This window comes from Alteribacter natronophilus, from assembly GCF_006007885.1.
Taxonomy (GTDB): Bacteria; Bacillota; Bacilli; order Bacillales; family Salisediminibacteriaceae; genus Alteribacter; species Alteribacter natronophilus.
Genome location: NZ_VCRO01000001.1, coordinates 1,112,287 through 1,126,582, shown reverse-complemented (window position 1 = coordinate 1,126,582; position 14,296 = coordinate 1,112,287). Strand labels below are relative to the sequence as shown.

Genomic DNA, 14,296 nt, shown 5'->3' with positions numbered 1-14,296 from the left:
CTCAGGTACGAAAGACAGAGCCCTCACCTTTAAGGGGGTTCTGTCTTTTTTTGTGCAGAATTAAACCCACTGTGAAAGCGGATTCACGTTCAGGCGGAGAGCGGTACCATATTGGGTGGCTCTCGTAAAATTACGGAGGTGCATACCATTGGGGAACAGAACACCACTTTATGACGTGTACAAGGATCAGGCAAAAACGATCGATTTCGGGGGCTGGGATCTTCCTGTCCAGTTTTCGGGTATTAAGGACGAGCACGAAGCAGTGCGTACGAAAGCCGGCCTGTTTGATGTTTCACATATGGGTGAGGTGGAAGTCAAAGGGAGCGGCGCTGTCCCGTTTCTTCAGTATGTTCTCACAAACGATGTCGAGAAGCTGAAAACAAACGGTGCACAGTATACGGCAATGTGCTACCACGAAGGCGGTACCGTCGATGACCTCGTCTACTATAAGCGCGGTGAAAACGACTATCTTCTTGTGGTGAATGCATCGAATGTGGAAAAGGACTTCGACTGGCTGCGCTCCCATGCGGAGAACTTTGAGGATGTGGAAGTTGTAAATGTAAGCGATCAGTTTGCCCAGGTGGCGATCCAGGGACCGGCTGCAGAAAAAGTTCTTCAGACAGTAACTGATACTGACCTGGCGGAGATTACGTTCTTTAAATTCCGCGACAACGTTGATCTTGGAGGCATGCCCGCACTCGTTTCCCGGACAGGCTACACCGGTGAGGACGGCTTTGAAATCTACTGCCGTCCGGAAGATGCGGCGGCGCTCTGGAATCTTCTTCTTGAAAAAGGGGAAGCAGATGGTCTTCAGCCGTGCGGCCTTGGTGCCCGCGATACTCTTCGTTTTGAGGCGAAACTTGCCCTTTACGGCCAGGAGCTCACTAAGGACATTACTCCGGTGGAAGCCGGAATCGGTTTTGCCGTTAAAGCAGACAAGGAACCTGACTTTATCGGTAAGAGCGTACTAAGGGACCAGAAAGAGAACGGTGCTTCCCGCAAGCTCGTCGGTCTGGAAATGATCGATAAAGGCATTCCGCGTACAGGGTATGAGGTATTTGCAGAAGGTGAGGAAATCGGGTTTGTTACGACCGGTACCCAGTCACCTACACTGAAGAAGAATGTAGGACTGGCAATTCTCGGAAAAGAGCATACGTCACTTGGAACAGAAGTGGAAGTGCAGGTGCGAAAACGCCGCCTGAAAGCGAAAGTAGTGGCGACACCTTTTTATAAACGCTCGAACTAGCAGGCATTTTTAAAACAGCCAGCATGAATGAAAGCCGGAAGGGGAGAAACGAGATGACACACCGCTATTTGCCAATGACGGAAAAAGACCTTCAGGAGATGATGGAGGTAATCGGAATTGATTCGGTGGAGGAACTGTTCAGCGATATTCCGAAAAACGTACGTTTCCAGGGAGATATGAACGTGGAAAAAGCGCTTGACGAAACAGCGCTTGTAAAAGAAATGCAGCGTCTTGCAGGGCGCAATAAAAATACAAAAGATTATCCGAGCTTTCTCGGTGCAGGGGTTTATGAACACTATATTCCCTCCATCGTGAACCACGTGATCGGCCGTTCCGAATTTTACACAGCCTACACGCCTTATCAGCCTGAAATTTCACAGGGTGAGCTCCAGGCCATCTTCGAATTTCAGACGATGATCGCCGAGCTTACAGGTATGGATCTCGCCAACTCTTCAATGTATGACGGCCCGACGGCACTTGCCGAAGCAGGGATGATGAGTGCAGGACATACGAAAAAGAAAAAGATTCTTGTTTCGGAAACGGTGCACCCGGAATCCCGGGAAGTTCTCGTTTCAAATGCAAAAGGACAGAATCTTGAAGTTGTTGAAGTCCGTGAGAAGGACGGCGTAACGGATCTTGATCACCTGGAGGAGCTGTACAGTAAAGACGTCGCCTCTGTTATTGTGCAGTACCCGAACTTCCTTGGTAATGTGGAAGATCTGGCAGCGATTGAAAAGATTGCGCATCAGGAGAAAGCGCTGCTTGTTGTGTCATCCAACCCGGTAAGCCTCGGAGTGCTTCAGCCGCCGGGGGCGTTTGGTGCCGATGTCGTTGTCGGGGATGCCCAGCCGTTCGGAATTCCGACACAGCTTGGCGGACCGCACTGCGGTTACTTTGCCACAACGAAAAAACTTATGCGTAAAGTACCGGGGCGCCTCGTCGGTCAGACAACCGATGACAAAGGGGAGCGCGGATTCGTTCTTACTCTCCAGGCCCGTGAACAGCATATCCGCCGTGATAAAGCGACAAGCAACATCTGTTCCAACCAGGCACTGAATGCTCTTGCTGCTTCGGTTGCCATGAGTGCCATCGGAAAAGAAGGTCTTAAGAACATGGCAGCGCAGAACCTGCAGAAAGCCCACTATGCAAAGGATAAACTGAAGGAAGCCGGTGTCGAGGTAATTAACGGCACCCCGTTCTTTAATGAATTTGCAGTGCGGCTGCCTAAATCTGTCAGGGAAGTGAACAAGGAACTTCTCGAGGCAGGCATGATCGGCGGGTACGACCTTTCCATCCACTATCCGCAAAAGGAAAATCAGATGCTCCTGGCCTTTACGGAGCTCCGCACAAAAGAGGAAATCGATCATCTGGCGAACGTATTGGGGGGAGTAAAATGAGTACAGAAAACCAGGCATTAATTTTTGAACTCAGTCAGGAAGGCAGAGCCGGACACAGTCTCCCGGAGCTTGACATTCCGGAACAGGACATCAGTGACCTGCTGCCGGAGTCGTTCCAGCGCACTGAAGACGCCGAACTGCCTGAAGTTTCCGAGCTTCAGATCATGCGTCACTATACAGCACTTTCAAAGCGTAATCACGGTGTGGATTCCGGGTTTTATCCTCTCGGTTCCTGTACGATGAAATACAACCCTAAAATTAACGAGGATGTGGCCAAGTATCCGGGATTTGCCCACATCCACCCGTATCAGGATGAAAGCACAATCCAGGGTGCTCTTGAGCTTATGTACCGGCTTCAGACAAACCTTGAGGAAATTACAGGGATGGATCAGGTCACGCTGCAGCCTGCTGCAGGTGCCCACGGAGAGTGGACCGGCCTGATGCTGATCCGCGCATTTCATGAGGCAAACGGTGATATGAATCGTACGAAGGTGATTGTACCTGACTCCGCTCACGGTACAAATCCTGCTTCTGCTACAGTGGCCGGCTTTGAAGCTGTAACCGTACGTTCAAACGAGCGTGGACTGGTTGATCTCGACCACCTCCGTGAAGTGGTTGGAGAAGACACCGCTGCACTCATGCTTACAAATCCGAACACACTTGGCCTGTTTGAAGAGGAAATCGAAGAGATGGCCACCATCGTTCACGAAGCCGGCGGAAAACTTTATTATGACGGTGCCAATTCCAACGCCATCCTCGGTATTACACGTCCGGGAGATATGGGCTTTGATGTTGTGCACCTTAATCTGCATAAGACATTTACGACCCCGCACGGCGGCGGCGGTCCGGGATCGGGGCCTGTCGGGGTGAAGAGCGATCTTGTCCCTTACCTGCCGACCCCGCTTGTTGTGAAAGACGGAGAAGAGTACCGTTTTGACTATAATGTGCCGGAATCCATCGGCCGGGTTAAGCCGTATTACGGAAACTTCGGCATCAACGTACGTGCATATACGTACATCCGCACAATGGGGCCGGTCGGTCTGCGTAACGTATCCGAATACGCCGTACTGAATGCGAACTATATGTTCCGCAGGCTGGAGCCGTACTTTGATGCCCCTTATACCCAGCACTGTAAGCACGAGTTCGTTCTTTCCGGACGCAGGCAGAAGAAGCTTGGAGTAAGAACCCTCGATATGGCAAAACGCCTTCTTGACTTCGGCTATCATCCGCCGACCATCTACTTCCCGCTCAACGTGGAAGAGTGCCTCATGGTGGAGCCTACCGAAACGGAGTCCAGGGAAACGCTCGATGAGTTTATCGATGCCATGATCCAGATTGCCAAAGAGGCGGAAGAGTCTCCTGAAACTGTTCAGGAAGCCCCACACAATACGGTGATCGGCAGAATGGACGAAACAACAGCAGCCCGTAAACCTGTGCTGCGCTATACAAAGGAAGCATAATCCTGTTTTTAAGTGAATCCCGTCCCCCGGATCAGTTCCGGGGGGCGTTTTTTTGTGGGGAGTGTGTGGAGGGAGGATCGTATCAAAGCCCCTGCAATTTACGGAGTTGTGATACGAAAAGGTGCGAATCGTATTAAAACGCCAGCAGTTTACGGAGTTGTGATATGAAAAGGTGCGAATCGTATTAAAACGCCAGCAGTTTACGGAGTTGTGATATGAAAAGGTGCGAATCGTATTAAAACGCCAGCAATTTACGGAGTTGTGATATGAAAAGGTGCGAATCGTATTAAAACGCCAGCAATTTACGGAGTTGTGATATGAAAAGGTGCGAATCGTATTAAAACGCCAGCAATTTACGGAGTTGTGATATGAAAAGGTGCGAATCGTATTAAAACGCCAGCAATTTACGGAGTTGTGATATGAAAAGGTGCGAATCGTATTAAAACGCCAGCAGTTTACGGAGTTGTGATATGAAAAAGTGCGAATCGTATCAAATCTCCCATCAACATATGGAGTTGTAATACGACTGGAAGCAAACTGCTCCCTGCAGTATACTTTCATCCCAGCCGTCGGCCTGCGCAAAGGTCCCTCTCGAATAGAAAAAAACCGTCCGGGACAAATCCGGACGGTCTTTCTGCATCGCGCATTATTACTTTTTAATTTTCCCTGTCCATTTACGGAAGCCGCCTTTCAGGTGGGCAATTTCCTCAACGTCACGCTTCTTTTTCAGAAGCTTGGCAGCCTGGGAACAGCGGGCGCCTGACTGGCAGTACAGGTAAACCGGCTTGTCCGGACGGATTTCCGCCTGGCGCTGACGAAGCTGGGATAGAGGGATGTTTCTGGCACCGAGAATATGGCCGGTCTTAAATTCCTTCTCCTCGCGTATATCAATAAGCTGGGCTTTGCGGTAGTCCTGCTTGAACTCATCTGTTGTAAGTGATTTCAGGTACTTCGGTTTTTTCGCCCGGATCACGATAAAGGCAATGAGTGCAGCGAGCATAATAATCAGAATCCAAGTCGTCGTTGTCATGATGCGGTGTTCACTCCTTTTCCAGTCAATAAAATCTCCACTCATTATGATATATGTAAATGGGCATTTACGCAATCGCTGAACCTTTCCTTTTGTCTTCCGTATGTAATTCCGGTAAGATGGAACCGGACAATTAACAGGGAAAAGAGGTACTATTTTATGGAAACATGGTATTACATCGATTCGGGCGATCGAAGTCCCTATTATAATATGGCACTGGATGAAAAACTGATGGACTGGCACCGGGAAGGGAGGATTCCTCCTGTGGTGCGTTTTTACGGATGGGACCCGGCAACCCTCTCCATCGGTTATTTCCAGAAAGCCGAAAAGGATATTAACATGGATGCTGTAAAAGAGTACGGGCTCGGGTTTGTCCGCCGTCCTACCGGCGGGCGCGGTGTCCTTCACGATGATGAACTCACCTACAGTGTGATCGTCAGCGAGGCCCACCCGGCTATGCCGGAAACGGTAACAGAAGCCTACAGAGTCATTTCCGAGGGCCTTCTCGAAGGGTTTATCGACCTCGGCCTGGACGCAGCTTTTTCAGTCCCCCGTACCGAAGAGGAACGTAACAACCTGAAAAATCCGAGATCGGCTGTTTGCTTTGATGCTTCGTCCTGGTATGAACTGGTCGTTGAAGGCCGTAAAATTGCCGGCAGCGCACAGACGCGTCAAAAAGGGGTTATTCTTCAGCACGGATCCATTATCCTCTCCATGGACGAGGATAAACTCTTTGATCTGTTTAACTACCCGAGCGAGCGGGTCAGGGAGAGAATGCAGAGAAACTTTAAGAATAAGGCTGTTGCCATTGATGAACTGCTCGGTCAACGGGTTGAAGTTGAGACTGCGAAACGCGCTTTCCGGACCGGTTTCGAAAAAGGTCTCGGCGTAACCCTTGAGACCTGGACACTTTCAGCTGAGGAAGAACAGGAAGTGGAACAACTCGCACAGGAAAAATACGGAACTGATAAATGGAATTATAAGTCGTAGCGGTTACCGGCCCTCTCAAAAGGAGGGCTTTTCCTTTTGTATGATGGGATAAGGGAATTGGCCTGAATATTTTGTCGACACAGTGATTTGCGGGAGGGGAAAAAATAGTACTTTTCAGCTTATTTTACTGCGGCAGAAAGTATGATAGAATGCCATTCTACCAGTGTTCGCGATTTACGGAGAAGGCGGGCACCATTCTTTTGTGCAACGGTTGAAATTTGTCAAAATCAGCAGTTTTTCCTGCTGCATCCCCTTCTATCTTTCTCCTGCTCCTGTTTTTACCCGTTTCTGCAGTTGACAAATCAGGTCTTCTTTGACCAAAACCCAATATATTGTGTATTAATAAAGTTGTTTAATACTATATATTGATGGGTAGAGAAAACTATGGTAAGCTGAAGCAAGTAAGAAACAACCAGAGTTTACCAGAAAAACTCGTACTTCTACAACACGACAAAAACCATACAAAAAGATGAAACAAAGGGGAGAGTGCATGTGACAACGTTTATGTCTGCCAAAACGGTCAACACCGGGGAGCTCAATCGTGATATCGAACAGTTTCCGCAGGTGTTTCCGATCACACCTGAGATGAACAAAACGCTCAGCGGGGTGTCGAGACTGGTCATGCTGGACCGCTATACGTTCAAGGATACGGAGAAGAAAACCCTCAAAGCAGGTGACTTTGTTGTCCTGACGGTTAAGGCGGATCCGAAATTTCCTGCCAGGGGATTCGGTTATGTTCTCGAGATTGACTGGAACGAAAAGAAAGCAAGAATTGCCGTCGATGAAGAATTTCACAGTGTACTCGACGATCCTGAGGAAAAGGAAACCGGCACTGTCACGCGTTCTCTTGATACGATCGACAAGCCTCTTGAAATCTACTACGAACAAATTGCCAAGCGGAATGCCAGAGGACTGGCAGAAGTGGAGACGGACCCGAAGAAACGTGAGGAAAGTTTTGAGAAGTTTTACCATGAGCTCGTTAACATGAATTTCGTACCGGCAGGGCGGGTCCTTTACGGAGCAGGTGCAGAAACGGACGTTACATACTTTAACTGTTATGTAATGCCGTTTGTAGCCGACTCACGGGAGGGTATTTCCGAACACCGCAAACAGGTCATGGAGATCATGAGCCGAGGCGGCGGGGTCGGTACAAACGGCTCGACACTTCGTCCGCGAAACACCCTTGCCAGAGGCGTAAACGGAAAATCATCCGGTTCCGTATCCTGGCTGGATGATATCGCCAAACTTACACACCTTGTGGAACAGGGAGGCTCAAGACGCGGTGCCCAGATGATTATGCTGGCAGACTGGCACCCTGATATTCTGGAGTTTATTATTTCGAAGATGCAGAATCCGAGAATCCTCAGATATCTTCTGGAAAACACAGAGGACGTCCAGATCCGCCAGCTCGTAAAAGACAAGCTGAACTTCACACCGCTCACGGAAGTGGAGGAAGCCATGTACCAGGGGATCGTCAACTATAAGGCGATCAGCGGTCAGGGTGGATTTGACAGCAAGGTGATTAAGGAAGCGGAGGAAAAGCTTCGCACAGGCGGCACCTATACAGTTAACAATCCGGATTTTCTGACCGGAGCAAACATCAGCGTCTGTCTGACGGACGAATTTATGAAAGCAGTGGAAAATGACGAGGACTACGCCCTCCGTTTTCCCGATGTGGAGAACTACTCGCCGGAGGAAATGGATGCGTATAACCGCGAATGGCAGGAATACGGCGATGTGAGAGAGTGGGAAAAGATCGGATTCGGGATCCGCACGTACCGTAAAATAAAAGCGAAGGAACTGTGGAATCTCATTAACGTCTGCGCGACGTACTCGGCAGAGCCGGGAATCTTCTTTATCGATAACGCCAACGATAAAACGAACGCCAGTGCGTACGGACAGAAAGTGGTCGCAACGAACCCGTGCGGAGAGCAGCCTCTCGCCCCGTACTCTGTCTGTAACCTTGCAGCCGTGAACCTGGCGGAAATGGCGGATAAGGAAACAAAAACAGTAAACTTTGACAAGCTGAAGCAGACTGTGGCAACCGGCGTACGCATGCAGGACAACGTCATTGATGCCACGCCTTACTTCCTGGAAGAAAACACGAAGCAGGCCAAAGGAGAGCGTCGTGTCGGTCTGGGTGTCATGGGACTTCACGATCTGCTTATTCATACCGAAACCGTTTATGGATCTGAAGATGGCAATGCCCTTGTGGATAAAATCTTCGAAACGATTGCTGTAACGGCATACCGGACGAGTGTGGAAATTGCCGAGGAAAAAGGCAGCTTTCCGTTCCTGACCGGGGAATCGGACGAGGCTACACAGCTTCTCCGTGATAAGTTTACCCGGACCGGCTACATGGAAAAAATGCCGGAGGATATTAAGGAGTCGATCCGGAAGCACGGGATCAGAAACTCCCACCTCCTGACTGTTGCGCCGACCGGTTCCACCGGGACGATGGTCGGTGTATCCACCGGACTGGAGCCGTACTTCTCCTTCTCCTACTTCCGCAGCGGCCGACTAGGGAAGTTTATTGAAGTGAAAGCGGCTATTCTTCAGAACTACATGGATGCCAATCCGGATGTGGATCCGGCTAATCTTCCGGACTGGTTTGTATCAAGTATGGAACTGTCCCCGGAAGCCCACGCGGACGTACAGTGTGTCATTCAGCGCTGGGTGGACAGCTCCCTGAGCAAGACGGTAAATGCCCCCCGCGGCTACACTGTCGAGCAGGTAAAAGGTGTTTATGAACGCCTGTATAACGGCGGCGCAAAAGGCGGCACGGTTTACGTAGACGGTAGCCGTGACAGCCAGGTGCTTACTCTCAAGGCTGAGGAAAACGATCTGAATGAAAAAGAAGAGACACTTGAAGAGCACGCAGACAGCAGTGGTAAAGTCGTCCTTCTGGACACCATTTCGGATCTTCGCTCCACATCCGTCAAATACGGAAACGAAGTGGGCGACAAATGTCCTGTATGCCGAAAGGGAACAGTGGAGGACATAGGCGGGTGCAACACGTGCACCAACTGTAATGCCCAGCTGAAATGCGGACTTTAATTCAACTATACCGGGGAACTGATTGGGCCGTCCGGCCATTCAGTTCCTCCTTTTAATGCCTGTCAATTATTCCGCAGGTAGTCCATACCCGGAATTTATAGTATACTTGACAAAGACTTAAAACTGCTGACGGCCATTGGGTGGAAAGCGCATACAATATTACTGCGACTGATGTTTTGACGGGGATGTCTGGAGGGGACACGATGCCAACACCGAGTATGGAAGATTACCTTGAACGCATATACTTACTTATAGAAGAAAAGGGGTACGCCCGGGTTTCCGACATAGCGGAAACACTTGATGTGCACCCGTCTTCCGTTACAAAAATGGTTCAGAAACTGGATAAAAAAGAGTACCTTATTTATGAAAAGTACAGAGGGCTTGTCCTTACACCAAAAGGGAAGAAGATTGGAAAACGCCTCGTTTACAGGCATGATCTGCTTGAGGAATTCATGCGGATTATCGGAGTGGACGGTGAAACCATTTACGAGGATGTAGAGGGCATCGAACACCACCTGAGCTGGGATGCCATCGACCGGATTGGCGATCTCGTTCAGTATTTTGATGAAGAGCCGAAGAGAGTGGAGGAACTCCGCCTCGTTCAGAAAAAAAGTGAGGAAATGGAGCAGTCATAACCGACAGGTTACGGCTGCTTTTTTAATACGTTGTTTTCGGATGGATTGCTGCTTTTTAAAAATTCGGAGCGAAAGGCTGCGACTCCAGCGGGAACAGTATTAGCTGAAGACCCCGCAGGGACGAGCGTTTACATCGTGAGTTCGCTTTGAGCTGCTTCGACGCAGATGCTTCAGAGCGTTTCGTGCAGAGGAAGAAGCATGATAACTACTCTGCCGGCTGAAGCAATGCCCGCGGAAAGCATCCGCCTGCAGCGCAATAAAACAACAATCTATCCGAAAACAGCTTTCTATAAAAACACTTCCGTTCCAGCCTCGTTCCATCATTATTTACGCCCTTTGCAGCCGTCTCCAATACAGTACGAGCTGTTTTCACAAAAAGCGATCATTTTTTTGCTCCTGCGCCGTTACAATGAAGTAAGGAGGGGTGCGTGTGAAGGTGGACGGGGTGTTTGCAGGGGGCGGTGTACGGGCACTGGCGTTTGTAGGTGCGCTGAATACACTGGAAAAAAGGGGAATTGAATTTGAACGGGTAGCCGGTACAAGTGCCGGGGCAATTACTGCAGCCTTTATAACCTCGGGTTTTACAAGCGGGGAAATTTTTGATCTGTTTGAAGAGATCGACCTGAAACAGCTGCTCGATCCACGGCGCTCCATGTTTCCGTTCCCGTTCCTGAGGTGGCTGACCATGTATCGGAAGATTGGGCTCTACAAAGGAACCGAATTTGAGAAATGGCTTGTTGAGGTTCTGAAAAGGAAAGGGGTCTCCACATTCGGGGATCTGCCGGAGGGCTCCCTGAAAATGGTGGCTTCGGATATTACAAACGGCCGTTTCGTTGTACTGCCGGACGATCTTCCGAAGTACGGCCGTATACCCGAAAAATTTTCTGTTGCCAGGGCAATCCGGATGAGCTGCAGCATTCCGTTTTTCTTTGAACCGGTAAAAATCTATGACGGACAGGTCAAGGCGAGCTATATCGTGGATGGCGGCGTACTCAGCAATTTTCCGATGTGGGTGTTCAAAAAAAGAAATCAGAAACGGCTGACCAGGCCTGTCCTTGGCTTCCGGCTGAGTCCGGAGCTCGAGGAGACCCAGCCGAGGAAGATCAAAAATGCCATGCAGTTTACCTATGCCATGGTTGAAACGATGCGTACAGCGCACGATCAGCGCTATATTTCAAGAGACCTGGCTAAGGATATCGTGTTTATCCCTGTACAGGGTGTGAAGACGACTGATTTTGCCCTTACCGATGATCAGAAAAACAGTCTGATTGAACTCGGTGAGAACTATACGGAAACTTTCCTTAAAAAGTGGTCCAATTAACGGGGCTCCACGATTTCCGCCCTGCCATCCTGATCGTAGATCCCTGTGAGAACCAGGAGGAGAGGGAAAATCAGGGTGATCCATAAACCCAGTGCGATTCCCTGTGCGAGTGCAGGAAGAGGAAAAGGTGAAAACAGTACAGGCGAAAATATATGTGCTGCTGAAATACCCGCGAGTCCTGCGGCAGCAGCAGCCAGACGCTGGAGAAATCCGGCTTTTTTTATGCTCGTACGGACTTTTACAAACTCCAGGGAGACCCCGATCCCCGCTCCCAGGAGGTAGCCTGTGTGGAGAAGATAGGAAGTGTACGGATATATAACTGCGGTAAGAAAAGCCGGAAATACTATGGCGAAAGCCATGACGTATCTGTCGGGCATACCGCCGATCCATTCAAAACTTCTGTAAAATCCGTAAACGATAAAGCCGCCGATACCGATGGCGCCGATCAGTGAAAAAACAGGGACGTCTGTAAACAGTAAGAAAGTAATGGAAATAGCAAAGACGGGTGCCAGTGTGGCAGCCAGTTCAACACGGTTTCTGGCCAGAGGAATAAAGAAAGCGGAAAACGTCATTACCGCCTGAACCGGTGTATGTGTAATAGGAAGCTGTTCCTGCCCTACAAAAATGCCTGGAAGAAAGAGAAGGATGATGTGGGCGAGGGAAACCGAGAGAGAAAGAAGAAAGAATAGCTGAAAGCCTTTTGTTTTGTCATAAGTCCAGAAAATAAGGGCGATTAATACAAGGAAAATGAGATCAAGCTGATCGAGTGTTATTAAATCGGCTGTGAAATAATAGAGCGGTTCATCAAGTGTAGTCACTGGCATCCCCTCCTCCGCAGAAGTTTTCTTTAAATCCGGAACTGCTGAAACAGCAGAACTGCCGGCGGCTATGAAAAAGAACCAAGCGTTTAAAACAATGCCCGGTTCTTTTTCCTGCTTTTATTTTTCTTTCCCTCAATTACCCGAAGCTGAACGTCGGATTGTCTTTTTATCAGTGGCCGGGAGGAACGTTTTTTCAGAGACTGTTTCCCTTTCTTCTGGTTAGGCTGGGTACGGGCCGGCTGTTTCCGGGCAGCCTGCGCATAGGCGGACTGACGGGAATGCATGCCCTGCCCCTGGGCCTGGAATCTGGAGCCGTAGCCGGAATTCATCATGCGCGGCATAATGAAGTGGCGGAACAGAAGAAACAGAAGGGCTGCCACCCCGACCATTACAAGGATACTGACAAAGAAGCCGGCGGGATCCGAGAAAAGCTGCGACCCGATACCGAAGATGGCAAGTGCAAAAAGGACGAGCAGAAGCGGATGAAATGAACGCAGCATTTAAACACCTCCATTTTAATTGTCATGCAAAGGAAAAACCCGAATCCGGAAGTAACCTGGTTTCTACTATCATACGATACGGTTTACCGGATTATCCTCAGCTGGAGCCGCATCTCTTTTCCGCATTTCCTCAAACGAGGCAATGGCGACTTCCACCTGTGCGTCTTTCGGTTCTTTCGTAGTCAGAAGCTGAAGCCACAGGCCTGGATATCCGAGCCATCTGAGCGAAGGAACGTTGCGTACTCTGTTGGTCAGCTGGAGTACTTCGTATGATGCTCCAAGCACAACAGGTATGAGGGCAATTCTGTATGTCAGGCGTTCCCATAATGGTTCTGACGGAACAGCGAGATAAATGAATACGCCGACAATAACCGTAAACAGGATAAAACTGCTGCCGCAGCGGTAATGCAGCCTTGACTGGTCCTGAACGTTCTGGACGTTAAGCTCTTTGCCGTTCTCAAATGCATTTATGACTTTGTGCTCTGCTCCGTGGTACTGAAACACGCGTTTAATAAGGGGAGTCAGGCTGATGATATAGATATAGCTCAGAAGGAATATAAGTTTAATGAAACCTTCTATCAGATTCTGGGCTACGTGTCCCGGAAAAACCGGGCGGAAGAGTTCTGCGAGCGCAGCCGGCAGAGCAGTGAAAATCAGTTTTCCGAAGATGAAGGTAAGAACACCGACTGCAGCCACCCCAAGAATCATAGTCAGTTTGGATGTCTGTTCGGTGGACTCGATCTGATCATCATCTTCCGGATTAACATCATAGCGTTCGGTGGAAAAGTTCAGATGTTTTGTCCCGTTTGCACTCGCTTCAACTATTGCCGCAACACCGCGGAGAAACGGAATTTTTTTCAGTTTTTCGACCCAGGGACGTTTTTTCTTTTTTACTTCGAAAAAATCAAGACTATTGTCATTTCGTCTAATGGCGGTTACAGTTGTGTTTTTTCCGCCGAACATGACTCCCTCCATAACGGCCTGTCCGCCGTAGGCAGGAGTCTCTGTCTGTTTACTCATTGATGTCACCAGCCTGTCTGATCTTTTTCGGCTTTTCCGTGTTAACGGGCCGTAACAGCCAACTGCTGTTTTTACCTATTCTACATCAATATAGGAAATACCTCCAATCACACACAGGAGAGGCAATTGTCCTGTCATACTATTCCCTTCTCCGGCGTCTTCTACACTCCTCTGGATAGAATTGTATGTCCGGGTAAAAAAACAGCCGGGATCATGAATGAAGCGTTAAAAAAGAAGAACCCGGGCATAATACGGGGCGAGGTGATGACAGACATGAGCAGTAAAGAAAAAGAACAGAACCAGACCGAAGAGCCCCTGTCCTACAATGCCATAGTGGCGATTACCGGATTTTTCGGCGGGCTTTTCTGGAGCGCATTGGGCTATGCCGCTTATGTGTTTAATTTTGCAAAAGCAGGTCCGAATATGATTCTGCTGCCCTGGGCTCTTCCAGACTGGAAAAACGGATGGCTGGGCCAGCTGATCGGGATTCTCGCGATCGGGGTTGTTTCCATTGGAGTGGCATTCATCTACCGGCTGCTTCTGGCAAAAGTAAATAAACTCTGGCCCGGGATCATCTTCGGTTTTGTGCTCTGGGCGATCGTATTCGGCGCATTTAATCCTATGTTTCCCGGTGTTGATCCGCTTACGGAGCTGGATGTGAATACAATTGTGACAACGCTCTGTTTATATGTGCTGTACGGTGCATTTATCGGCTACTCTGTTGCCTATGAATACGGGGAACGACTTGAGGCTGCGAAGGGTGAATCTATTCAAAGCTGAAGAGCTGTGGTAGAATGTTCCGTGGAACATTCTATTTTT

General features: G+C 49.3%; 12 protein-coding genes. 8 read left to right on the top strand and 4 right to left on the bottom strand.

The window, feature by feature from the left end:
- Nucleotides 1–148: 148 nt before the first annotated feature.
- Genes gcvT through gcvPB form a run of 3 tightly spaced genes read left to right on the top strand, consistent with a single transcriptional unit; the run spans nt 149 to nt 4,103 of the window.
- Nucleotides 149–1,246, top strand: a complete 1,098-nt coding sequence (gcvT, locus tag FGB90_RS05660; protein WP_138809557.1) for a glycine cleavage system aminomethyltransferase GcvT — start codon at nt 149–151, stop codon at nt 1,244–1,246.
- 53 nt (nt 1,247–1,299) lie between these two features.
- Nucleotides 1,300–2,643 carry an aminomethyl-transferring glycine dehydrogenase subunit GcvPA gene (gcvPA, locus tag FGB90_RS05655; protein WP_138809556.1) on the top strand — a complete coding sequence of 448 codons (1,344 nt, stop codon included), beginning with the start codon at nt 1,300–1,302 and terminating at the stop codon, nt 2,641–2,643.
- Nucleotides 2,640–4,103: an aminomethyl-transferring glycine dehydrogenase subunit GcvPB gene (gene gcvPB / locus FGB90_RS05650; protein ID WP_138809555.1), complete on the top strand. Its 1,464-nt coding sequence runs from the start codon at nt 2,640–2,642 to the stop codon at nt 4,101–4,103. Before gcvPA ends, gcvPB begins: the two co-directional genes overlap by 4 nt.
- Before the next feature lie 649 nt (nt 4,104–4,752).
- On the opposite strand, the gene FGB90_RS05645 is transcribed toward gcvPB, so the two are convergent.
- On the bottom strand, nt 4,753–5,133 hold the full coding sequence (locus tag FGB90_RS05645; RefSeq protein ID WP_138809554.1) for a rhodanese-like domain-containing protein: 381 nt from the start codon (nt 5,131–5,133) through the stop codon (nt 4,753–4,755).
- 159 nt (nt 5,134–5,292) lie between these two features.
- Between FGB90_RS05645 and FGB90_RS05640 the strand changes: the two genes are divergently transcribed.
- The 4 genes from FGB90_RS05640 (at nt 5,293) to FGB90_RS05625 (ending at nt 11,136) form a co-directional block, all read left to right on the top strand.
- The gene (locus FGB90_RS05640) at nt 5,293–6,123 is read left to right on the top strand and encodes a lipoate--protein ligase family protein (protein ID WP_138809553.1); all 831 of its coding nucleotides are present in this window, start codon (nt 5,293–5,295) and stop codon (nt 6,121–6,123) included.
- A 504-nt stretch (nt 6,124–6,627) separates the two neighbouring features.
- Nucleotides 6,628–9,180, top strand: coding sequence for a vitamin B12-dependent ribonucleotide reductase (locus FGB90_RS05635; RefSeq protein WP_138810043.1), 2,553 nt, complete (start codon nt 6,628–6,630; stop codon nt 9,178–9,180).
- Nucleotides 9,181–9,383: 203 nt separating this feature from the next.
- Entirely contained in the window at nt 9,384–9,815 is a 432-nt protein-coding gene (gene mntR / locus FGB90_RS05630) for a transcriptional regulator MntR (RefSeq protein WP_110518621.1), read from the top strand.
- Nucleotides 9,816–10,245: 430 nt separating this feature from the next.
- Nucleotides 10,246–11,136 carry a patatin-like phospholipase family protein gene (locus FGB90_RS05625; protein ID WP_138809552.1) on the top strand — a complete coding sequence of 297 codons (891 nt, stop codon included), beginning with the start codon at nt 10,246–10,248 and terminating at the stop codon, nt 11,134–11,136.
- Here the strand turns inward: FGB90_RS05625 and FGB90_RS05620 are convergent.
- From FGB90_RS05620 to FGB90_RS05610, 3 genes are all read right to left on the bottom strand, one after another.
- The gene (locus FGB90_RS05620) at nt 11,133–11,954 is read right to left on the bottom strand and encodes a hypothetical protein (protein WP_138809551.1); all 822 of its coding nucleotides are present in this window, start codon (nt 11,952–11,954) and stop codon (nt 11,133–11,135) included. The two genes, FGB90_RS05625 and FGB90_RS05620, sit on opposite strands and share 4 nt — an antisense overlap.
- An 89-nt stretch (nt 11,955–12,043) precedes the next feature.
- Nucleotides 12,044–12,457, bottom strand: coding sequence for an SA1362 family protein (locus tag FGB90_RS05615; protein WP_138809550.1), 414 nt, complete (start codon nt 12,455–12,457; stop codon nt 12,044–12,046).
- A gap of 69 nt (nt 12,458–12,526) precedes the next feature.
- Nucleotides 12,527–13,477, bottom strand: coding sequence for a DUF1385 domain-containing protein (locus FGB90_RS05610; protein WP_138809549.1), 951 nt, complete (start codon nt 13,475–13,477; stop codon nt 12,527–12,529).
- Nucleotides 13,478–13,750: 273 nt separating this feature from the next.
- Here FGB90_RS05610 and FGB90_RS05605 point away from each other — a divergent pair, with 273 nt between their 5' ends.
- Complete coding sequence (locus FGB90_RS05605) at nt 13,751–14,257, top strand: YqhR family membrane protein (protein ID WP_138809548.1); 507 nt, start codon at nt 13,751–13,753, stop codon at nt 14,255–14,257.
- Nucleotides 14,258–14,296: the final 39 nt, after the last annotated feature.